Source organism: Microbulbifer maximicatervae (SeqCode) (assembly GCF_052467065.1).
Genome location: NZ_CP174299.1, coordinates 3,126,797 through 3,146,704, shown reverse-complemented (window position 1 = coordinate 3,146,704; position 19,908 = coordinate 3,126,797). Strand labels below are relative to the sequence as shown.

Here is a 19,908-nt window from a genome sequence, read left to right as displayed (position 1 = left end):
TCACAAAGAAATGCAAGGCAAAATTGACGTTTGGACCGAGTAGATATTTTACCAAGCAAATCCACATTTAAATGACCAGAGCTGCAAGCTCCAGTCATTTAAACGACTGAGTTCTATTCTCAGTGCTAGCCCAGCCTCCACGCCCTCAGATTCCATATTCTGAACTGTAAGCTTGAGGAGTGGAGGGCTCTATGATTTTTATCTTATTATTTTTCAACTATTTTCAGCAGGCTTCAATTCCAATCAATTGCAGCGAAAGTACTTAAACGTAGAATCCTGAGTATAACGCACCAGTACCTTTCCGCCAGATGTCAGAGAGTACACCTCCTCTGACTTCCAAGCTTCTCCTTCACCCTGCATATTGAAAACCAGATGAAGATTGCCATCACTTTGGCTAGCAGACATCAACTGGCCTGAAGACTCCGTAAATTGAATACGACTACCTGCCAGAGTCATCGAGTCGGCCGATGAAGAAGCGTTACAGGATTCCTCGGTTCCAGCCCATTGTCCCTGATACTTAGGAGGTACAGTGGACATTGCACAAGCCTGGATTAATCCGATTCCCAGCAACACACAGAAAAAAGAGAGAGATCTCATTCAAGCAATCCAATAACGTATATAATAAGAAAAATTAAGGATATAAGAACCTTACAGTATATCTAGTACTTACGTCTCAAATAAATCCCACCATTAGCTAAAACCGTGAAATAGTCACCAAACGACAAAGGATTTTAGGGCTTGGTATTGCTTCACTTTACACAAACAAACACTTCCCAATTTTATTAATAATTCTCTCAAGGTTACTTACAGGATTCCGGGTTAGATAACAGGTTTTGATTAATACTCAATTAATATCCTAGGTGCGCCCCCAAAAACCATCACTAGAAACTATCCTCTTCAATAGCTACTGGCGATAAAGGTCAAGGTGAAGAAATGGATGAGATTCAACAGCTAAAAGATCGACTGGCGATTAGTGATCTACTCGCCCGTTATACATTAACTATCGACAGCAATGATGCCCGAGGCTGGGCCTCATTATTTACACCCAATGGCCGATTTGAGCATGGCAATATTATGATTCGGGGAAGAGAAAAACTGGAGCGCTACGCAGCGGTTCACAGCAAGTTGGGAAGCCGGCATATTACAAGCTCCCCCCTACATTTTATTTCTGAAGATGGGCAATCCGCCTCAGGGAAAGCAACGACCGTAGAAATCATAGCAACACGATCCGGCTATCGCATTTCTGCTGTTGGAGAGTACCGGGACAAACTCGTTAAAGTCGATGACAACTGGTTAATCGAATGTCGACGAGGAGAAGAAGTTAAACTTCCTGAAGCCCCTGATTTCCCAATCCTCAGCGCCGATCCCGATGCCGGAAAAATAATGAAAATACTAATCGATGCTTGGGATGACTTAGGTGAGCCAATACCTGAGTCTCCCCAAAGATAAAAACAAATCCTAATTAGTAAGCCGAGCTAATTAAGTGCACGCAGCGGCACATCATCGCGGCGCCCTATTGATGCCCCTAATATTTTTACTAAAAATTCGGTTAATACCCCTGCAGTAAAGCCCCAAATTTCGAAGTCTTCATACATATACGCCGGAAGGTATATTTCCTGGTTATCAATAATAATACGATCAGTGCGAATACGCGGGTCTGCAAGAAAGAAAGACAGGGGGACTCGAAATACTGCATCCAATTCTCCTGGGTTTGGGAATAATTGGATATCCGGTGAAATTATCCCTACCCAAGGGGTCACATGTACCTGCCAGCGGGTAGTCCGCGGCCAAAGGGGGCCGAGTACGCGTACGTCATCCATAGGTAGGCTGACTTCTTCTTCCGCCTCACGCAAGGCGGTAAATTGAAGCGATGGGTCCGTGGCATCCCAGCGCCCCCCAGGGAGAGAAACTTCACCGGAATGTGTAGAGAGATTTGCAGAGCGCTTAGTTAGAATTACTTGTGGGTCCGGCTCTTCTGTCAGGGCAATCAGTACTGCGGCATGGCCTTGCAGGTCAGGTCCTGCCGGAACCCTTGCTTCCAAGTCCTCAATTTGCCCTACGATTTTCTGTTCAATAATCTCTAGCATAAATCTGTGCCCTGCCCCGATCGCTGCGGGGGCTCCATAACATTCATCATACCGTTTTTCAGCGGTAACACTGAGCGATATGCCACAATATCCATTTGTGACTTACCACCCTACCACACAATCAACAGATTGGCTCAGGTGGATTCAGACCCACCATTCGCGGTCTTATCCTCATTAATTTTGGGGGTATAGCCCCCTTTCAGCTTTTCCCGCACCGTTTGCACCAAGGCGTAATACACAGGCACTAGCAAAGTGGCGAAGAGACTCGCAGCCAACATACCGCCAAAGACCACCAGCCCCAGGGAAACCCGGCTCACTGCGCCAGCACCGGTGGCGACCAGTAGTGGAATTACCCCTAAAATAAAGGACATGGCCGTCATTAATACCGCGCGGAATCGCAGGCGCGTAGCCGATAGAGCCGCATCCGCAATAGACCGCCCCTTATCGCGTTCCACGCAGGCAAACTCTACTATCAGAATCGCACTCTTTGCTGCCATCCCAATCAGTAATACCAAGCCGATCTGCGTATAGAGATTGTTGATGGACCCCGCGATAAATACCGTAAACATAGCGCCACCAATCGCAATGGGGACGCACAACATCACTGCAAAGGGGATAGTCCAGCTCTCATATTGGGCGACCAAAAACAAGTAGACAAATATAACGGCCAAAGAGAACAGGATTGGGGCCAGATTACCCGCGGTCACCTCCTGTAAGCTGATGCCCGTCCATTCGTATCCATAACCTTCTGGCAACTTTGATGCCAAGTCTTCCATAGCATCCATCGCCTGGCCACTGGAATACCCCGGTGCCGGTGATCCATTGATAGTGACGCTGTTATATAAGTTGTAACGGGTTATTGTTTGTGGCGCGACCACCGGGGTAATAGTTGAGATAGAAGTCAGCGGTACCAAACCGCCACTATTGGCACGAACATAAAAGCCAGCCAGATTTTCCTCTTTATCGCGAAATTGAGCATCGGCCTGAGCGATTACACGAAAGACCTTTCCATATAGGTTAAAGTCATTGATGTAATAGCCACCCAAAAAGGTTTGCAACGTTAAATACACATCCGGCAGGGGGACCCCAAGCACATGCGATTTTTCTTTATCTACTTTTAATTCAAGCTGCGGTGTAGCGGCCTGAAAACTGGTAAAGGCCTGGGAGATTTCACTGCGCTGATTGGCATTGCCCAGCAGGTCAAACAAGACCTGTGACAATTCAGTAATACTGCGCCCCTGTAGATCTTCGAGTACAAATTCAAATCCACCAACAGTGCCAATACCCGGAAGTGGTGGAATGACAAACGGCAGCACTTGCGCATCGGGAATTGCAGATAATTTTTTCTGTACCCGATCCATAATGGCAAACTGGCTATCTTCCCTATTCGTGCGGTCATCCCAGGGTTTTAGCACAGCAAACATCATTGCCGTGTTGGAAGAAACACTGCTGGTAAGCAGGTTGTAACCGGGCACACCAACCACATGAGCCATACCAGGCTCTTCCATTAGAACATCGGTCACTTGATTGACAATGGGTCCGGTTCGCTCCAGGGAAGATCCATCTGGCAACTGCACGTGTAACATAAACGTGCCCTGATCTTCATCGGGAATAAAACCGGTGGGGATTCGGGTAAAGAGCAAATAACAGAATAATAAAATCAGAATAATTGAGGCAATACCGATAAGCGGTATTTTGATACAAGCCCTCACCATTCCCACATAAAAACCTGTAGAAATATGCAGAGCTTTATTAAAGAAACCAAAAATACCGGTCTCTTTAATACCGGCTACTTCCCCGTCTTTGCTCGGTTTTAACAAACTGGCACAGAGGGCCGGACTTAATGTAAGTGCATTCAGGGAGGAAATGGCCACCGCCATTGAAATGGTGACAGCAAACTGCTGATACATTTTCCCCGTAATTCCCGGCATCAACATTACCGGGACAAAAACTGCAAACAAAACAAGGGTAGTAGCAATAACGGGGCCGGTAACTTCCCGCATGGATTCCAGCGCGGCTTCCTTTGGCGGGAGGCCATCAGCCATTAACCGCTGGGTGTTTTCCACCACGATAATCGCATCATCTACCACTATGCCTATCGCCAGGATTAAGGCAAACAATGTGATGGTGTTAATCGTCATCCCAAATGCCAGCATCAAGGCAAAGGTGCCTATCAGGGATACGGGAATAGCAATGGCTGGTACCAGCGTAGAGCGCCAATCCTGCAGAAACAAAAAAACCACCAGGATTACCAGTATCAGGGCAATAATCAGGGTTTCCACGACTTCTTTAATTGACGCTTCTACAAACAAGGTGGTGTCGTAGAGAATCTCCGCTTCCAGCCCATCCGGGAAGCGCTTCGACAACTCAGCAACCTTGGCCTTAATGCCATCGGCCACTTCGATCGCATTTGCCTCGGGCAGCTGGTACACCCCTATCACTGCTGAAGCCTGGTTATCCAATTGCCCATAGGAAGAGTAAGATTCACTTCCCAGCTCCACCCTCGCCACATCCTTGACTTTTACCATGGCACCATCGGGCTTGGCGCGGATGGTGATGTCCTCAAACTCGCTGGGAGAGACCAAGCGCCCCTGCACCAAAATATTGTATTGGAACTGCTGATCTTGGCGGATCGGTGGCGCCCCGATCTGACCGGCAGCTACCTCTACGTTCTGTGCCTGCACAGCAGAGATAACATCCTGGGCGGTGACATCTAACGAGGCCATTCGGTTGGGGTCGAGCCAAAGGCGCATGGCGTAATTGCGCGAGCCAAAAATAACAACACTGCTCACCCCCAGCACCCGCGCCAATTCATCTTTTAAATAAATCTCGGCGTAATTTGCCAGAAATAATTCATCAAACTTTTCATCAGGGGAAAACAAATTGACTACTAGTAACAGCGTGGTGCTCTGCTTGGAAACTACCACCCCATCTCTTTTCACATCCTCAGGTAGCTGGGGAGTGGCCTGCTCCACCCGGTTCTGAACATTAACCTGGGCGATGTCATCGTCGTAGCCAGGCTTGAATGTCACTGTGAGACTGTAGGAGCCATCATTGCCACTGGTGGAAGACATATAATCCATGCCCTCCACACCATTAACTTGCGACTCAATCGGCACAGCCACACTATCGCGCACTACTTCGGCGCTGGCACCGGCAAACGTGGCGGCGACATTGATGGTCGGTGGCGTTATTTCAGGGAATTGCGACACCGGTAATTGTGGCAAGGAGAGTATCCCAGCGAGGGTGATCAATATGGAAATAACAAAGGCGAATCGTGGCCGCCGGATACAAAAGGCACTAATCATGGGCAGCGACAGCTATTTGTAGTCATCGTCATGCCCCTCAGATTCAGGGCTTGCTGGTGCCGCTTCCCCATCAATTACCCGTAGCTCTCTCTCCCCTTGACTGTCTGTAGAGCCAGATTTCGCCGCAGAACTACTACTTTGCTCGGCGGGAGGGGCTGGTGGCGCTTCAACATCGTAGGGGTTTCTAGGGGTGTTTTGCGGCGTCACCGGCTTTCCTGCGACAACCCTCTGCAAACCATTAACGATTACAGATTCACCGGCGACAAGCCCGCGATCTACAGCCCACAACTCCCCTTCCCTCTGCCCCAAGGTCAGGTAGCGCTTCTCCGCAATATTATCTTTGCCCAAAACAAAGACATAACGCCCCTGCATATCCTCCATGACCGCTGACTGGGGTACCAGCGGCCTCAGGGCGTCATTGCCGGTGTAGACGCTTATGGAAACTCGGGCAAACTGGCCCTGTACTAATAGTTGGCCTGGATTGGGAAACAGGGAGCGCACCGCTACCGATCCGGTATTGGGGTCGATCTGATTATCGATAAATACGATTTTGCCCTTATGGGGGTAGTAATTACCGTCGGGTAACTCAATGCGGACATCCAGGCGAGTGGGACTTAAACCCTCTCGCTGCCGCCGCTGGGAATCCACCTGCACCGCATAAAGTTGCTCTTCTGGCACTTCAAAGAGCACATAAATAGGATCCATTTTTACTATGGTGGCCAGGGGATCGGTGCTTGGCCCCACCAGGGAACCCACTGGAAATTCTGTACGCCCGATTCTTCCAGTGAGTGGCGCGTAAACTTTGGTATAAGAAAGATCCAGTTCAGCGCTTTGAACTTTGGCGCGATTGGCATCGACTTGGGATTCCGCTTCCTCAAAATTACCTTCAAGCTCATCCATCTGTACCTGGCTGATAGCCCCAGTGGCCACCAAGCGTCGGCCACGCTGGAAGTTCCGTTCAGCAACTCTCAGGGAGGCTTGGGATTGTTCCAGAGTGGCGCGCTGATTCGCCAGTTCAGCAATAAAAGGGCGCGGGTCAATTTCAAACAGTAACTGCCCTTTCTGGACGGTTTCCCCCTCGGTAAAATTGCGGCTCTGGATATACCCTTGTACTCGTGGGCGGACTTGATATTCATCAGTTGCCTCTACCCGTCCGACGAATTCAAAGCGGGGGATAACAGGCTCCTCCCTAACAACCAGTACTTCTACTGGCGGGGGAGGTGGCGCCTTTTCCTCTTCGCCTTTACCACCACAGGCGCAAAGGGCAAGGAGCGCTAGTCCGAGCAGAAAAAAACGCGCCATCGCAGGGTAGATACCGCCTTTATACTTCAACATCACTAACAACTATAGGCGTCAACCGGTCCGGAAGCTGGCGCTCAAATCTCGCATGGGTATACTGACGCCATGAAATTTTGCAGCCAATGCGGCAGTAACGCCGTAACACTTTCCATTCCCAAGGGCGATGACCGCCCCCGCCACATCTGTGGCAGTTGCGGCGCCATTTACTACATCAACCCCCGTGTTATTGTCGGAGTTGTCCCTTACGTTGGCGACAAGGTGATGCTGTGCAAGCGCGCTATACAGCCACGCCTGGGGCTCTGGACTCTGCCTGCCGGGTTTATGGAGAGTGGCGAAACTAGCGAAGAGGGCGCCTTGCGGGAGTCCTGGGAGGAAGCCCGGGCCAGTATCCGCGTGGACGAGCTCTACTCCGTCTACGATATTCCCCATATCAATCAGGTCTACATGATGTACCGGGGTGAATTGACCGATATGAATTTCGGACCCGGGCCTGAATCGCTCGAAGTTGAGCTATTTCGCGAAGATGAAATTCCCTGGAGGGAGATTGCATTTCCCATTATGCACCGCACTTTGGAGCACTATTTCGAAGATACCCGTATCGGGCAATACCAGTTACACCGCGGTGTCATCAATCGAAAGCTGTAAACCACTTTACTTAGTTTGTTAATGACCCTGCATTAAAAGGATGTTTGCATGAAATACTTTCCAATGCTCGGTGCCTTGTTACTGGTAGGCATTGTCCTGCCTATGATTTTACCGGGCCCAGATGGCAAACCCATCATGTCACCCTCCGACTGGCTGCCGCAAAAACCGGATATTTCAGCGATTCGCGAAACCGGTGAGCGAGCTATGCAAAGTGTGCGCGAAACCACCCAGGAATCAGTATCAAAAATTGAAGAGCTGGCAACTTCCAGCGGGCTTGTATCTCAAGGGGATTCTGACAAGCAAACATCTGAGGTTTTTACCTGGAAAGATAAAGATGGGAACTGGCACTTCTCAGACACCGTGCCGGAGGGGTTGGATTCACACGTGCGTATTCACCGCGTCAAGCCTCTAAATACAGTCACTGCCAATGACCCAATTGACTTGAGATCCGACTCGACCGTTGAAGACAGTAGCCCCGCTGAAAATAAACTGCCGACCCATCACACCAGCGTTTCAAAATTACTGGAAGATGCGAAAGCGATCGAGCAAAAAAGCCACGAACGACAAAAGGTACTCGATAGCCTTTAAGAGACCCCTGCTTTATTTAAGCCGGCACTACTGCAGCGATCATCCAATCGCCAGAGGTCAAACGCCGGTTCTTCATAGGGGTGGGCTGCTCGCATTGCATCGAGAGCAGCATCCACCAGCTCATCGGCACAGACCATCTCCACGCGGTATTCCATCACAGTCTCGACCTGGCCCGACTGACCAATAAATGGCTGACTCCCATCCAGCGGCCTGAACTGCCCCTCTCCCAGAACTTGCCAACAACAACTATCGTAGTCGCCAATACGTCCTGCACCCACGGAAAATAGCGCTTGCTTTACCGCTTCCAAGTGAGACTCGGGAATATAAACACAAAGTTTATACATAAATAATCGTCCTTCTCTTCCCCAAAAAACAAAGAGGCCTCTTGGGCCCCTTTGTTTACCGGCAGAGTATTTTTAAAACATCATAGTCATTAACTTGCGCTGGAACTGAGTGGCAACAGGGTCGCCAGCACCCAAACTTTTTACAATATCCAGAAACGTCTGCTTTGCAGCACCATCGGCAAAGCCCATGTCTTTACGCAAAATATCCAGCAATAATTGCAGTGCTTCTTCATGGCGGTTGGCTTGGCTGTACTGCACGGCCAATTGATAAGCAGAATCACTATCCGCAGGGTTTTCTTCCAGCGCCTTTTGCAGAGCCTGAATTTCTGGAGTTTCCGCTGCCTGTTGCTTCAGCTCCAATTGAGCCATCAGCTGCTGGTATTCCGCGTCCTGATCTGCCAGCAGAATTTTACTGAGCACAGTCTCCGCTTCCTGGGCACGGTTTTGGTCGAGCAAGATAGCAGCCAGTTGTTTGGCGATATCAGTGCGTTCAGACGATTCCGTATAAGCCTGACGCAACAGAGGCAGGGCTTCCGCCACTTTATCTTCACCGATTAACGCCTGTGCCTGCTGCAACTTTATGTCCCAGGGTTTTGGCAGATACTTATCCAGCATCTCACGAATCTGTGTCTCTGGCTGCACACCGGCAAAGCCATCTACCGGCTGGCCATCTTTTAAAACCATTACCGTGGGCAAGCTGCGTACACCCAGCTGACCCGCCAGCATTTGCTCGGTATCTGCATTGACCTTCGCCAATAAAAACTGACCGCTATACTCATTGGCCAGTTTTTCCAACACCGGCATCAACTGCTTGCACGGCTCACACCAATCGGCCCAAAAGTCCACCACTACCGGGCGCTTCATGGACTCTTCAATCAGAATTTGCTGGGCGTTCTCTGCCGTTACATCGACAATAAATTCGTTCACATCCTCTCCTAGACTAAATCTGGGTATTTCTATTCTCAGGGGCCTCTAGCGGTAGAGCAGCTCCGCTCCATAGGCCAGTTCCAGGGACTCCCGCTCAAGCTTGCGAAGCCCCTTAACCACCAGGCCATATGAGCGATCCACCATTCGCTCAATCTCATAATCGGGCACTGTGCCATCCAACAACACCGTATTCCAGTGTTTCTTGTTCATATGGTAACCCGGGATAACACCGGAAAAGATGTCCCTTAAGGCCTGGGCTTCATCGGGATCGCACTTGAGATTACTGGCGTTCACCCCGCGGTAACAGCTTAAGGTAGCAAACATACGCCCCTTAATCTTAAATACCGCTACATCCGGGCCAAAAGGAAAATCCTCGATAGCTTCCGGGCGCGATAGTAAATACTCTCTCAAAGTGCCTTTTTGCATGATTACCAATCCAGGGATGACGGCAGGCGCGGCGAGGACAATAAGCGGGTAAAGCGCTGCCAGCGCTCTTCACTATTTTGACTGCCCTGCTCTACATAATCAGCAACCAGTGTCTTACCCCAATTGTAATTAATTACGTAGGCGCCGTAGGCATCTACAAAATCCTTCCGCTGTGCTGCCTTGGCGGGGCTCATCAAGGTATATTTCTCAAACAACGCAGGTACCTGCGCGCCCTCAATTTCCCCGTCGATATACTGGCGGGCAATCTCATTGCCGGCAAAACCCAGCTTATCTACCAGGGCCATTACCTGCTCATACTTTTCCGCCGTTTTCGGATCCAGGCCAGCTAGGGGGTAGAGAACTTCCATTTCAAAACGGGTTTTCTCTTCACCGGGGAAAGTCAGCTCAATCCCGTAGTTTGCACTTCCTTCGGCAATCAGTGACTGTGGACTGAAAAGCGGGTAAACGCTGTACTCTGCCCAACCCCGTTCCTTGACCAGAGTTTGCTCCAACAGCGCGTTATAAGTGTGATGCCCCGGATACCCTTCGTGACAGCCCAGATCAATAGCCCTATCTATCGTAATAGGCAGGCCATTGTTCACCTGTATAAGACTGTGCGAACGCCCCTTATACCAGTTGTAGCCACTCCAGGGTTTGTCGCTGACATACTCCAGTACAAAACTCTCATCCGCTGGGAGCGAAACATACTGCTTGGTGCGCGCGCGGCATTCTTTAATGGCGGCATCAAATACGGCCTGAAGGCGATCGGCAGGAACTTCATAAGCTTTGCGGAAGCTGGCTACCCTCTCACTTAAGGGCTGCTCACCTGGGAGTAATGCTTCCAACTCCTCCAGCATGGGTTCAAAACTTTCCAAATCCTGCTGCGGGGGCTCGGTGTCGTAGAGGGTTCGAGCTTCATTGGCGAAGCTTCTCGGGCTCTCTCCTGCCAGACTACGAGCATGGAACACCAGGGCCCGCAACTGTGTCTTCAGGTAATGCATACGCAGGTTTTCGATAGACCCATCGCCGTCGATTACCGCTGGCAGCTCTGCCAGTAAAGATTCACCGCGCCGGGCAATATCTGCAGCGCTCGCCTTACTCTTGGTGGCAGTTTCACGCAATTCAGCCGGACCGTAATAGGCATCGACATAGCTGTCGTCATGATTTCCCAGTTCAAGTACTAGAAGGACATAAGCCTGGGCCAGACTATCCATCGCACTAACTCCATTATCGGATTTGGGATTGGTTGTAGTCGATTGATTATCAACCCCGACTTCAGAATCGGCTTTTTTATTAGCTGTAGTTTGGCCATCACAAGCCCCGAGCAGAAGGGAAATAGCCAGCACTGATAGCGCCTGTGCCAGTGTTCTCAAATACATAATTCTTATTTCTCTCACGTACATTAACAATGGGAACTGGAAACTAATGGAATCAGGCCCCTCCAGGACCGAGACGCAGTGACATCAGGAACGCTAAAACAACTTAACCCTGGCGGCTGGGCTGCTGTTCTACGTCTTTCCCTTCCCCAAGGCTATCGCTGCCACCTTCATCCAGGGGCTCCCCCTCCCCATGAACTTCAAACTCATCGGCCACCGGAGCTTTGCGCAATACCAGGAACCCCGCCACTCCAGCAATTACTGATGCCAGTAGGATACCCGCTTTAGCTTGGATCAACAGCTCATATTCAGAGCTAAAGGCCAGCTCGGCAATGAAGATCGACATAGTGAAGCCAATCCCGCCAAGGAGTGCAACACCGACAATATGTTGGAAATTGGCGGACTTAGGCAACTTGCCCCAGCCAAGCTTCCAGCCAATCCAGGTGGCGCCAACGATACCCACCAGCTTGCCCACAACCAAGCCGGAAATGACCCCTAGGGTGACAGGATTTATCACTGCCGAAGAACTGGTAAAACTACTAAAGGGAATACCGGCGTTAGCCAATGCAAAAATAGGGATTATTACGAAACCCACCGGTGTGTGCAGGCGGGTTTCCATGCGCTGTAGCGGCGATTGCGCCAGGTTGACGCCATTTCCCAGCGCCATCACTCGGGCGCGCAACGCATCGTTAGCAATAATCTTATCGCCTGGACGGAAACAGCGGTCAAAGCTGCGAATAATATCCTTTACAAAGGTACTAAAGGCCACCGGGTCATATTTGGGTTTGGCCGGCAGTGCCATTGCCGTAATCACCCCCGCAATAGTCGCATGTACCCCCGCCAGGTAGAACTCATACCAGAGCAGCACACCGACAAATACATAGGCCGGAGAACTGCGAACTCCCGCCGCTTTTAGCAGCCACATAATCACTACCAGGCAACCCGCCGCAATCAGCGCAGTGATATTCACCTGTTCGGTATACCAGATTGCAATCACTAAAATTGCGCCCAAATCATCCACAATGGCTAGCGCAACCAGGAAAGTAACTACCGCACGAGGCACCCGATTCCCCAAAAGGGCAATACAGCCGACAGCAAATGCTATATCCGTGGCCATGGGAATGCCCCAGCCGCGTTCTGCACCACTATCCGCATTAAAAGAAGCGTAAATAAGTGCCGGCACCACCATTCCGCCAATTGCCGCCATCACCGGAAGTACAGCCTGGCGAAGGTCGGACAGCTCTCCCACCATAAATTCGCGCTTTAATTCCAATCCCACCAGAAAGAAAAAGATCGCCATCAAGCCATCGTTGATCCAGTGATGTAAGGAGAGAGAGAATTCCCAGTTTCCCGCGCTGAGGCTGATGGGCATGTGCAACAGGTGTTTGTAAGCCTCCTGCAAAGGAGAGTTGGCAATAACCAACGCCGCCAGAGCAGATAGCATCAACAAAATACCACTGCTACTTTGGCGATGGATAAATTCTTCAAAGGGAGTAACCAAGCGCCCAAAGGCACCCTCAAGTGGCGCCTCAAAGACCTTTCCCTTGCGAATTTTGAACTTATCCAGAACGCTTTTTGCCATCAGCTAACATCCTCCTTACTAAAGATTAGTCCCACAATTTGCGGAGCCGCACTTCTACCTGCTGGAGCCAGAGGTTAGCATGGGCCCTGTATTCTCAATTATGTAAACAGGATTGCACCGCGAAACATGACCCGATTGGATCAACTGCTTGTACAGAGAGAGCTGGCAAACTCCCGCACCCATGCAAAGAAACTGATTGATGCCGGAAGGGTCATGGTATCCGATGGCGGTACCCTCCAGCCCGCGCGCAAGGCCGGGCAGAGCATTCCAGAAGATTGCGCCCTTGAAGTCACCCCCCTACCGGAAGACCAGTATGTTTCCCGAGCGGGCCTGAAATTGGCCGCCATCCTCGACCAGACAGGACTAAACCCCTCTGGGTGGCACGCACTGGATGTTGGCTGCTCTACTGGCGGTTTTAGCGACTGCCTACTTCAACGGGGAGCAGCATCAGTCGTCGGTGTTGATGTTGGGCGAGATCAGTTGGCGCAGAAGTTACTGGACGACCCCCGTATGCACCTATTTGAAGGGGTAAATGCACGCCACCTGGAAGCCTCCCAAATCACCCCCCACGGAGACGCAGGTTTTGATGCCATCGTTATGGATGTCTCTTTTATTTCCCAAGCGCTCATTCTGCCGCAGTTACCCGCCTTGCTTAAACCTTCGGGGCAACTCTTAAGCCTGGTTAAACCGCAATTTGAAGTGGGCCCGGAGGGGATCGGCAAGGGTGGTTTGGTGCGTGATGCCAAATACTACCCGGAGGTGCGCGAGCGCATTACTGCCTTATGTGAAGACTTGGGACTTGAGGTGAAAGAGTATATTGATAGCCCAATAAAGGGCGGCGATGGCAATCGGGAGTTTTTACTTTGGGCAAGTCCACGCCAAACCTAAAGTACCTTTGAATATATCAACCCTATTTCCAACCCCGATAGTTCTAGAAAATAAGAGCTATCGGACCCGTCAAAATAAAAAATAACGCTACTATCTTAACGCTTACTATCGCTTCATATACTTTTTGCATAGTGCCCAGCAGATGTTTTACCAAATCGTTAAAAGCAACCCTCCCTATTAAAAATGTGACTTCACTATCCATTTAATAAAAATCCATTTTTTATATCACTATTTATACATAGGGTCGTAACAACTCCTACCTATTCTCCGCCATGCAACTCTATCCAGGATAATCATAATGAAAAAACTACTTATCATGGCGGCCCTATCCACTTCTATACAGGCGGCTCCGCTAATAAACTATCAAGTTATTGATGGCGATACAGTTCACGGTTACGTCGACAGTGAGTACATAAAAATCCGTTTAAACTGCATTGATGCCCCTGAAACCAATCCCAACACCCAATCTTACGGATCCGAAGCCACTCAAACTCTCAGCTACTTATTGTCATTTGGTTCAGTTGATTTCGAATCTACCGGAAAAGATGTCTATGGGCGGGAAACGGGGTACCTGTATGTGAATGGGTACAATATCAATCAAGAAATGGTGATACGAGGAGCTGCCTGGAATTATGAATACTACTGCGGCAGCGAATTTGAACTAGAGCAGGAATTCGCCTACTACTACGGCCTTGGGTTATGGTCGGATGCTGACGCTATAGACCCCTACTGTTTTCGCAAGAACTTGGACTATGATTACTGTTACTACAACCCAGAGCACAACTTAACTTTAGATAACTAGCTCAAACGCAATAAAAATCAGAAAAATACTGCATCAAATAACTTGGCAATCTGACTTTAGGAAAACAGTAGAACTTCAGATCACCAAGTTGAGTATAACCATTGAAAACAATAGCTACTTAACTTCTAAAGTAGCGATTCTAATTTGGATTAGTTCATATTTGATCTGACAGTTACTGGTTTTTCTGGAGGTACTCTGTCAGGTCAAGTCTGAATTACTACAATTTATCAGAAATTTATTAGAGTAATCATTTTACAAACTATTACTATCTGGGCCCCCGACAAAGCAGGGACCCTCTTGAATTAAGCCTCTATTTTACAGCGATATGCAGCCAACAAAAATAGATACCCAAAGCAATCAAATTGCCCCACCCAATTAACCTCTAAGCTCAACAATTTCAACTTTAGTGCCTTCCTCACCATAAACATACACGGTACATGCCCCCCAACTTTCCGGCACCTCCCAAGTATTATCCAGCAAAAACTCAAAGACCTGCCTATTTCTATCGCACCTTAATTCAAACTTATCAACACTACCAACTATATTTTGATAATAGAACTTTCTTCTATTGAGCTTATACGGCCAGTTTTCATGCTCGCCAATGGCACCACTAACAGCAATAGGGCTATCGCCAGCAAGAAAAACCTTGACTTTTTCTTCAATGCTGCTTAACTCTGAGATTTTATCTTCATATTTTCCATCCGAAAATTCTTTCATCTTGGAAAAGGTATCCAAGGCATCTGCATAGTAAGCACGCTCAACTTGCGATAGAAATAAAATCTCCAGTGCAGTCATGTAAAACGCATCAGGAAGATAAACACCTTCATAAGCTATCGACTTTAACAGGTTCCCATAAGCTGCCTCTTTGTTCCCCTGTGCCAAATTGTATTGTGCCTTTAACCACCAAAACCAGGAATCCTCATAGTGATTCCATTTCTCACGTTTTCCCAGCTTTTCAATTTTAACTTCGGCCTCATCGAGACTACCATTCTTAATGAGAGAGGCCGCTTCCTTATACCTTAAAACAAAAGAACGCCTTGCCCCAGAGGGTGTCCTTTTCATATTAAAACTAAACTTGCTCCGAGTATAAATTTGCTCTACCGGATTCCCATTTAATGTCGCCGGCTCCCAAGTCCATGTTTTAATATTACTTAACGCACTCCTCTCAAATTGTTTATTGCCGCTAGAATCGACAACTATCGCATCAACTGCAACACCCTCAACCGAAACAACATAACTCAAAACAACCCACCCCTCTCTTTGGGAGCGAGCTTCTGAGGGCGGATACTTAAGCGGGGAACGCTCAATTAATTTTGCGCTAGTAAAAATATCTCCAACCGCCTCATCTTTACTTTCTCCAGAAAATACCCAACCAGAAAAAAGTAAAAAAAACGGGAGAACTATCCTTCTCATTAAACAACCTTACCATAATAAATTGCCCTAAAACTTAAATAGTCAGCTCAAGCTTTAGGGGTACCTAGCCACAATCGACTATAACTTCCTTATGGGCACAAATAGAAAATATTATTTTGCCGATATAATCAAACCTGATTATCACAAGTACACTCACAGGTTATACTGAAATAATATCAAATAGATAAGACTACTTCCAGCTAACACAGAGCTCATATTGAAAGCTCAAATTACAGATCAGTGCACGACTTTATGAGGACTCAGCTAAAACATTTCTCTTTGAGCGTCAACTGTCTAACCCTCACTCTCAAAAGAGTTTCCAGCCTGCTTGTGCAGCAATCAATCGAGCCACTATCAGCGAGTCTTTTTCACCACCTACCCAAGGGCAGCACACGACTATAAGGAGCTAGACTTAAAAAAACTAATATATCAATAAATCAGACATTCTACTTTTAGCATTTTCATTATCAGGATTTATTAACAATGATTTTCTATAACAATCTATAGCAAGCTCTTTCTCCCCCTTTACCATATAAGCTTCAGCCAAACTATCCCAGGTTTTATATGAACCTGGATAAAACTGTGTATTCAATTCGAAAAATTCTATTGCCTTATCAACATCTATGCCAAACTGATCATTATAGAGACGATCATAGCCAAAGAAACTAATAACATCTTCCCTCAACATAAACGTCCCTCCGAGCTTTCTTGAGAACTGTTCGAAGTGATTTTTAACATTCACTGCGGTGCGAAATCTAGCTTGATCATCGATCATATAACCATCAAAAATTGATCGAAGCCCTCTATAAAAGCTAATAACGGGCATTGTATGATGATTTTCTTCTGTCCCATATGTTACTGAATCTACGTACAGCCCTTTCTTGGGCTTCTCATTTAGCAGCCTAATAAATTCTGCAACATAGTTTTCATCAGGATATACACCTTCTATTCTCTCTGAAGTAGCGATAAACAGCCTGCGCTTTTCAGTTGATTTACCTTGTAGGAATTCAGAATACCGCTTTAACATAACCTGCTCATCCCACCACATACTTGGATCAATAGCGATATACGCATTAAAGTCTTCAGGCGCCGAATATAAGCTATGGATAACAGGTAGACCTGTAAATGAGTAACCTGCAAGAATTTGATACCCGGATGTCGGATATTCTGCGTTTATCTCTGGGATAAGCTCCTCTCTTAAGAACTCAAGGAATTGATCAGCGCCCCCTGTATTGGAAAGCGCCTGATTTTTACGCCCGCCATATTCAATTAGCGATCTAGTAGGTGAGCTATCTCTAACACGTTCTTGGCTTACGATACCTACGACAATCATTTCAGGAATTACTGGGGTGGCATCAGAGCTCAGCTGCCGAACCATACCTGTGAAGACATGAAAGAAGCTATTAAAATCTGCATCAAGTAAATAGAGAACCGGGTAATCTTTATATCCACCTTCTTTAAAGGATGTGGGAAGAGAAATCCAGTACTCCCTTTTCTCTTCAAGAGTTTGCGAGGCAATAACCTTGCGCTCACCAATAGTTAACTCTTTGGATTGAGCAGTTAAACTCCAAACTGCAGTAATTAAAATAGCTATAAGTTTGCTTTTCATAGGAACACTCCATCTTTCCACCAGCTAACCATTTAACCCACTAATAATTTAATAATCAGAAGAGGAAGAAATCATACGCCGCGTTCTGGACTCAATGAGAATGAAGAATTCACAATGTGTTTAGAATGCAGTCTAGTCTTTCCCTCTGCCCCCAAAGTAAGTGGTTAAACAGCAATATATACTCAACTAATCATTTGGCCCCTTCAGGCATTAGTCCAAAATATTTCCTGCTTTGCGAAAGGATCCTTGTAAGAGTCCTGGCTGACAGGAGTTAAACCAAGCCTCTGCAAGGACATTTCAGCAACATGTCTATTAAATGCTGAGATATGCCCTCCATTTAAGTAGTGGTCAATATCCACCCAGGAAGCATGCTTAATTTCTTCCGTATCTGTTATTGAAATATCCCGATTTAAGGCACTCAATTCACATACGAAGTAGATATCCGTGTAGCCTAAATTTGTAGGAAATCGGGTGGCAAATCCGAGTACTGAGGAAAACTCGCAGGACACACCGGTCTCCTCATAAACCTCACGAATCACCGCATCGGCTATCTTTTCACCCAGGTCAACGGTTCCTCCAGGCAGCTTCGGGCTCGATGCTGCACTGTGGCCCTGGACACAGAGCAGTTGCCCATCAAGAAGTACGAATCCCCCAACTCCCACCGTATGGGTTGGGTAGAAGGGAACATATGCATCTTCCTGAAGCTTAAGAACCAGCCTTGTAGCAGAATCCCGACAGCTATGAAATGTAAAACCATGCTTTAGGCATATCGGGATAAACCGGGTAAGTGCATCTCGGAGATCTATCCATATCAACTTTCGTCTGTTAACTCTGGATACTTCTATAATGGCTGCCAGTTCAACCAAGAACTGATTTTCCGTACCAGAAAAATTCTCGAGATCCAAAGTAACGCAATTAAAGGAATCAACTGTATGATGAAACACAAGCAACCTATTCAACACCTAAATGATTTCAATACCATAAACGATATAGCCAACACTGAATCAATCATTCGTTCATTGATGTAAAGCCAACTTCGAATCCAAAATAATAGCTCTGTGCCATTATTTGATAAGATACATCCCTTCAGTATCTGGACGGCTCAATTCAAATCCAAATTTTCTATAAAGCTCGGGAACATCTGCCATCAACGTAATATATGCTGAAGGAAGGGCTTCTCGATCCAGGTAAGCCATAATGTGCTCCATGATCTGACGCCCCAGGCCAACACCTTGGAATTTGGGATCGACAGCAACATCCACTATCTCAAAATTAAGTGCGCCATCCCCCACTACCCGCCCCATAGCGACAGTTTCAGATTGTCTTTTTATATGGATACCATACAAACTATTTGGAAGGCCTTTTTCCGCTGCTTCACGGCTTCTGGGGGTTAAGCCTGTTATCTCTCGCAGTTTGAGGAAATCCTCGGTAGAAGCTACTTTCTCAATAATTGTGTACGTACATCGCCGAAAAAAATAAACAAATTAATAGTGCCGCTAAGCCTACCTAGTACCCAGCGACAACCAAACCGCTATAGGCTCCTTAAATTGGAACTTCCTGGATCTCTGTCACCACTTCAGCTTTCACGGAGTTCGCAATAAAACACTGTTTGTGGGAAAGATGATGTATTTTTTCTAACTGCTCGCGACTGGGTTGTTTTTCACCGGAGAAGCGCACTGAAGGACGCAGGGTAACTTTAGTCATAGCAATTCGACCATCCTTATCAGCCCCCATAATTCCTATAGCTTCATCGCAATATTCATCAACCACAAACCCTCGCTTGGCTGCAATCGATAGAAAAAACAACATATGGCAGCTGGAAAGAGCCGCTACAAAAGCTTCTTCTGGATCAACGTTTTCAACTACTGAATAGGGAATGGGTACAACATGGGGGGAAGAGGAGGCTGGGATAGATGCCCCACCATCAAATTGCCAGGTGTGGGCGCGACTGTATTGATTATCGGTGAAAATCTGCTCGTCGCGTTTCCAGGTCACCGTTGAAGTATACTCTGACAAGACTTATCTCCCTTTAGACGACACCCCTAGCCTTGGGGGAAAAGGGGCTAAATTGGGATGCTCACCAGCCCTAAGATTACCAAGAACCGGTGAGTGCTATTTCAAATGGTCCATCGCCTCCCAAAGCCGGATATAGGCGCCACAAGAAATACTAGTTAAGCGGCATCCACCTGCTCATCGGTGCGAGCAGCCATGATAAAGTCATTTTTGTGCAGGCCCTTAGCCTCGTGACTCCACCAGGTAACCGTAACCTTACCCCATTCAGTCAGCAGTGCGGGGTGATGCCCCACCTCTTCAGCAATCGCGCCGACACGGTTGGTAAACGCCAGAGCCTGCTTGAAGTTACGAAACTTAAACACGCGTTCCAGCTGCATAATTCCGTCACGGGTCATCGGCGTCCAGTCGGGAATCTGCCGTAGCAGTCCTGGCAGTTCGTCATCACTCACCAGCGGCGCATCGGCACGACAGGCTTCACATTGTTGTTGAGCTAGTTCGGTCATGAATCGGTCCTCAAAACCTTGTTTATTATCGGCTCAATTGGGCCGGCCTCACTCTACCCGCCCCCCCTTAACGAAACAAGTACAGGGCTCAAAAACGC

At 47.8% G+C, this 19,908-nt stretch carries 20 protein-coding genes; 5 read left to right on the top strand and 15 right to left on the bottom strand.

The window, feature by feature from the left end; all coding sequences use genetic code 11:
• Positions 1–243 precede the first annotated feature (243 nt).
• The gene (locus ACJJI1_RS13945; RefSeq protein WP_413664818.1) at positions 244–537 is read right to left on the bottom strand and encodes a hypothetical protein; all 294 of its coding nucleotides are present in this window, start codon (positions 535–537) and stop codon (positions 244–246) included.
• Between the two features lie 396 nt (positions 538–933).
• On the opposite strand from ACJJI1_RS13945, the gene ACJJI1_RS13940 reads away from it, so the two are divergent.
• On the top strand, positions 934–1,449 hold the full coding sequence (locus ACJJI1_RS13940; protein ID WP_444957024.1) for a nuclear transport factor 2 family protein: 516 nt from the start codon (positions 934–936) through the stop codon (positions 1,447–1,449).
• A gap of 26 nt (positions 1,450–1,475) precedes the next feature.
• Here the strand turns inward: ACJJI1_RS13940 and ACJJI1_RS13935 are convergent, their stop codons facing one another.
• The 3 genes from ACJJI1_RS13935 to ACJJI1_RS13925 all read right to left on the bottom strand — a co-directional run bounded on the left by ACJJI1_RS13935 (position 1,476) and on the right by ACJJI1_RS13925 (position 6,730).
• Positions 1,476–2,087 carry an NUDIX hydrolase gene (locus tag ACJJI1_RS13935; protein WP_444915835.1) on the bottom strand — a complete coding sequence of 204 codons (612 nt, stop codon included), beginning with the start codon at positions 2,085–2,087 and terminating at the stop codon, positions 1,476–1,478.
• 134 nt (positions 2,088–2,221) lie between these two features.
• Positions 2,222–5,395 carry an efflux RND transporter permease subunit gene (locus tag ACJJI1_RS13930; RefSeq protein WP_444957023.1) on the bottom strand — a complete coding sequence of 1,058 codons (3,174 nt, stop codon included), beginning with the start codon at positions 5,393–5,395 and terminating at the stop codon, positions 2,222–2,224.
• Between the two features lie 12 nt (positions 5,396–5,407).
• Positions 5,408–6,730, bottom strand: coding sequence for an efflux RND transporter periplasmic adaptor subunit (locus ACJJI1_RS13925; protein ID WP_444957022.1), 1,323 nt, complete (start codon positions 6,728–6,730; stop codon positions 5,408–5,410).
• 69 nt (positions 6,731–6,799) lie between these two features.
• Between ACJJI1_RS13925 and ACJJI1_RS13920 the strand changes: the two genes are divergently transcribed.
• Positions 6,800–7,339 (top strand): NUDIX hydrolase, encoded by a 540-nt coding sequence (locus ACJJI1_RS13920; RefSeq protein ID WP_413664813.1) that lies wholly within the window; start codon positions 6,800–6,802, stop codon positions 7,337–7,339.
• A gap of 48 nt (positions 7,340–7,387) precedes the next feature.
• Entirely contained in the window at positions 7,388–7,927 is a 540-nt protein-coding gene (locus ACJJI1_RS13915; protein WP_444957021.1) for a DUF4124 domain-containing protein, read from the top strand.
• On the opposite strand, the gene ACJJI1_RS13910 is transcribed toward ACJJI1_RS13915, so the two are convergent.
• The 5 genes from ACJJI1_RS13910 to nhaA all read right to left on the bottom strand — a co-directional run bounded on the left by ACJJI1_RS13910 (position 7,924) and on the right by nhaA (position 12,582).
• Positions 7,924–8,271 carry a YqfO family protein gene (locus tag ACJJI1_RS13910; RefSeq protein WP_444957020.1) on the bottom strand — a complete coding sequence of 116 codons (348 nt, stop codon included), beginning with the start codon at positions 8,269–8,271 and terminating at the stop codon, positions 7,924–7,926. The two genes, ACJJI1_RS13915 and ACJJI1_RS13910, sit on opposite strands and share 4 nt — an antisense overlap.
• 72 nt (positions 8,272–8,343) lie before the next feature.
• Positions 8,344–9,198 (bottom strand): thioredoxin, encoded by an 855-nt coding sequence (gene trxA, locus ACJJI1_RS13905; RefSeq protein WP_444957019.1) that lies wholly within the window; start codon positions 9,196–9,198, stop codon positions 8,344–8,346.
• Positions 9,199–9,243: 45 nt separating this feature from the next.
• Positions 9,244–9,624, bottom strand: coding sequence for an MmcQ/YjbR family DNA-binding protein (locus ACJJI1_RS13900; protein WP_413664809.1), 381 nt, complete (start codon positions 9,622–9,624; stop codon positions 9,244–9,246).
• Positions 9,625–9,626: 2 nt separating this feature from the next.
• Positions 9,627–11,003, bottom strand: coding sequence for a hypothetical protein (locus tag ACJJI1_RS13895; protein ID WP_444957018.1), 1,377 nt, complete (start codon positions 11,001–11,003; stop codon positions 9,627–9,629).
• A gap of 103 nt (positions 11,004–11,106) precedes the next feature.
• Entirely contained in the window at positions 11,107–12,582 is a 1,476-nt protein-coding gene (gene nhaA / locus ACJJI1_RS13890) for a Na+/H+ antiporter NhaA (RefSeq protein ID WP_282931697.1), read from the bottom strand.
• A 126-nt stretch (positions 12,583–12,708) separates the two neighbouring features.
• Between nhaA and ACJJI1_RS13885 the strand changes: the two genes are divergently transcribed.
• Positions 12,709–13,470, top strand: a complete 762-nt coding sequence (locus tag ACJJI1_RS13885) for a TlyA family RNA methyltransferase (protein ID WP_444957017.1) — start codon at positions 12,709–12,711, stop codon at positions 13,468–13,470.
• Between the two features lie 298 nt (positions 13,471–13,768).
• Complete coding sequence (locus ACJJI1_RS13880; protein WP_444912374.1) at positions 13,769–14,272, top strand: thermonuclease family protein; 504 nt, start codon at positions 13,769–13,771, stop codon at positions 14,270–14,272.
• Between the two features lie 375 nt (positions 14,273–14,647).
• Here ACJJI1_RS13880 and ACJJI1_RS13875 read toward each other — a convergent pair whose 3' ends face one another.
• The 6 genes from ACJJI1_RS13875 to ACJJI1_RS13850 all read right to left on the bottom strand — a co-directional run bounded on the left by ACJJI1_RS13875 (position 14,648) and on the right by ACJJI1_RS13850 (position 19,810).
• On the bottom strand, positions 14,648–15,685 hold the full coding sequence (locus ACJJI1_RS13875; RefSeq protein WP_444957016.1) for an energy transducer TonB: 1,038 nt from the start codon (positions 15,683–15,685) through the stop codon (positions 14,648–14,650).
• Between the two features lie 421 nt (positions 15,686–16,106).
• Positions 16,107–17,294: an alpha/beta hydrolase-fold protein gene (locus tag ACJJI1_RS13870; RefSeq protein ID WP_444957015.1), complete on the bottom strand. Its 1,188-nt coding sequence runs from the start codon at positions 17,292–17,294 to the stop codon at positions 16,107–16,109.
• 203 nt (positions 17,295–17,497) lie between these two features.
• Positions 17,498–18,238 (bottom strand): NUDIX domain-containing protein, encoded by a 741-nt coding sequence (locus ACJJI1_RS13865; RefSeq protein WP_444957014.1) that lies wholly within the window; start codon positions 18,236–18,238, stop codon positions 17,498–17,500.
• Between the two features lie 120 nt (positions 18,239–18,358).
• Positions 18,359–18,598, bottom strand: coding sequence for a GNAT family N-acetyltransferase (locus tag ACJJI1_RS13860; RefSeq protein WP_444957013.1), 240 nt, complete (start codon positions 18,596–18,598; stop codon positions 18,359–18,361).
• Between the two features lie 238 nt (positions 18,599–18,836).
• Positions 18,837–19,310 carry an OsmC family protein gene (locus ACJJI1_RS13855; RefSeq protein WP_413664800.1) on the bottom strand — a complete coding sequence of 158 codons (474 nt, stop codon included), beginning with the start codon at positions 19,308–19,310 and terminating at the stop codon, positions 18,837–18,839.
• Positions 19,311–19,465: 155 nt separating this feature from the next.
• Positions 19,466–19,810, bottom strand: a complete 345-nt coding sequence (locus tag ACJJI1_RS13850; RefSeq protein ID WP_108732232.1) for a 4a-hydroxytetrahydrobiopterin dehydratase — start codon at positions 19,808–19,810, stop codon at positions 19,466–19,468.
• Positions 19,811–19,908 lie beyond the last annotated feature (98 nt).

Bases quoted from the DNA above. Each gene is read 5' to 3' on its own strand.
- ACJJI1_RS13945 (WP_413664818.1), bottom strand. From the start codon at position 537: ATGTCCACTGTACCTCCTAAGTATCAGGGACAATGGGCTGGAACCGAG.
- ACJJI1_RS13940 (WP_444957024.1), top strand. From the start codon at position 934: ATGGATGAGATTCAACAGCTAAAAGATCGACTGGCGATTAGTGATCTA.
- ACJJI1_RS13935 (WP_444915835.1), bottom strand. From the start codon at position 2,087: ATGCTAGAGATTATTGAACAGAAAATCGTAGGGCAAATTGAGGACTTG.
- ACJJI1_RS13930 (WP_444957023.1), bottom strand. From the start codon at position 5,395: ATGATTAGTGCCTTTTGTATCCGGCGGCCACGATTCGCCTTTGTTATT.
- ACJJI1_RS13925 (WP_444957022.1), bottom strand. From the start codon at position 6,730: ATGTTGAAGTATAAAGGCGGTATCTACCCTGCGATGGCGCGTTTTTTT.
- ACJJI1_RS13920 (WP_413664813.1), top strand. From the start codon at position 6,800: ATGAAATTTTGCAGCCAATGCGGCAGTAACGCCGTAACACTTTCCATT.
- ACJJI1_RS13915 (WP_444957021.1), top strand. From the start codon at position 7,388: ATGAAATACTTTCCAATGCTCGGTGCCTTGTTACTGGTAGGCATTGTC.
- ACJJI1_RS13910 (WP_444957020.1), bottom strand. From the start codon at position 8,271: ATGTATAAACTTTGTGTTTATATTCCCGAGTCTCACTTGGAAGCGGTA.
- ACJJI1_RS13900 (WP_413664809.1), bottom strand. From the start codon at position 9,624: ATGCAAAAAGGCACTTTGAGAGAGTATTTACTATCGCGCCCGGAAGCT.
- ACJJI1_RS13895 (WP_444957018.1), bottom strand. From the start codon at position 11,003: ATGTATTTGAGAACACTGGCACAGGCGCTATCAGTGCTGGCTATTTCC.
- nhaA (WP_282931697.1), bottom strand. From the start codon at position 12,582: ATGGCAAAAAGCGTTCTGGATAAGTTCAAAATTCGCAAGGGAAAGGTC.
- ACJJI1_RS13885 (WP_444957017.1), top strand. From the start codon at position 12,709: ATGACCCGATTGGATCAACTGCTTGTACAGAGAGAGCTGGCAAACTCC.
- ACJJI1_RS13880 (WP_444912374.1), top strand. From the start codon at position 13,769: ATGAAAAAACTACTTATCATGGCGGCCCTATCCACTTCTATACAGGCG.
- ACJJI1_RS13875 (WP_444957016.1), bottom strand. From the start codon at position 15,685: ATGAGAAGGATAGTTCTCCCGTTTTTTTTACTTTTTTCTGGTTGGGTA.
- ACJJI1_RS13870 (WP_444957015.1), bottom strand. From the start codon at position 17,294: ATGAAAAGCAAACTTATAGCTATTTTAATTACTGCAGTTTGGAGTTTA.
- ACJJI1_RS13860 (WP_444957013.1), bottom strand. From the start codon at position 18,598: ATGGGGCGGGTAGTGGGGGATGGCGCACTTAATTTTGAGATAGTGGAT.
- ACJJI1_RS13850 (WP_108732232.1), bottom strand. From the start codon at position 19,810: ATGACCGAACTAGCTCAACAACAATGTGAAGCCTGTCGTGCCGATGCG.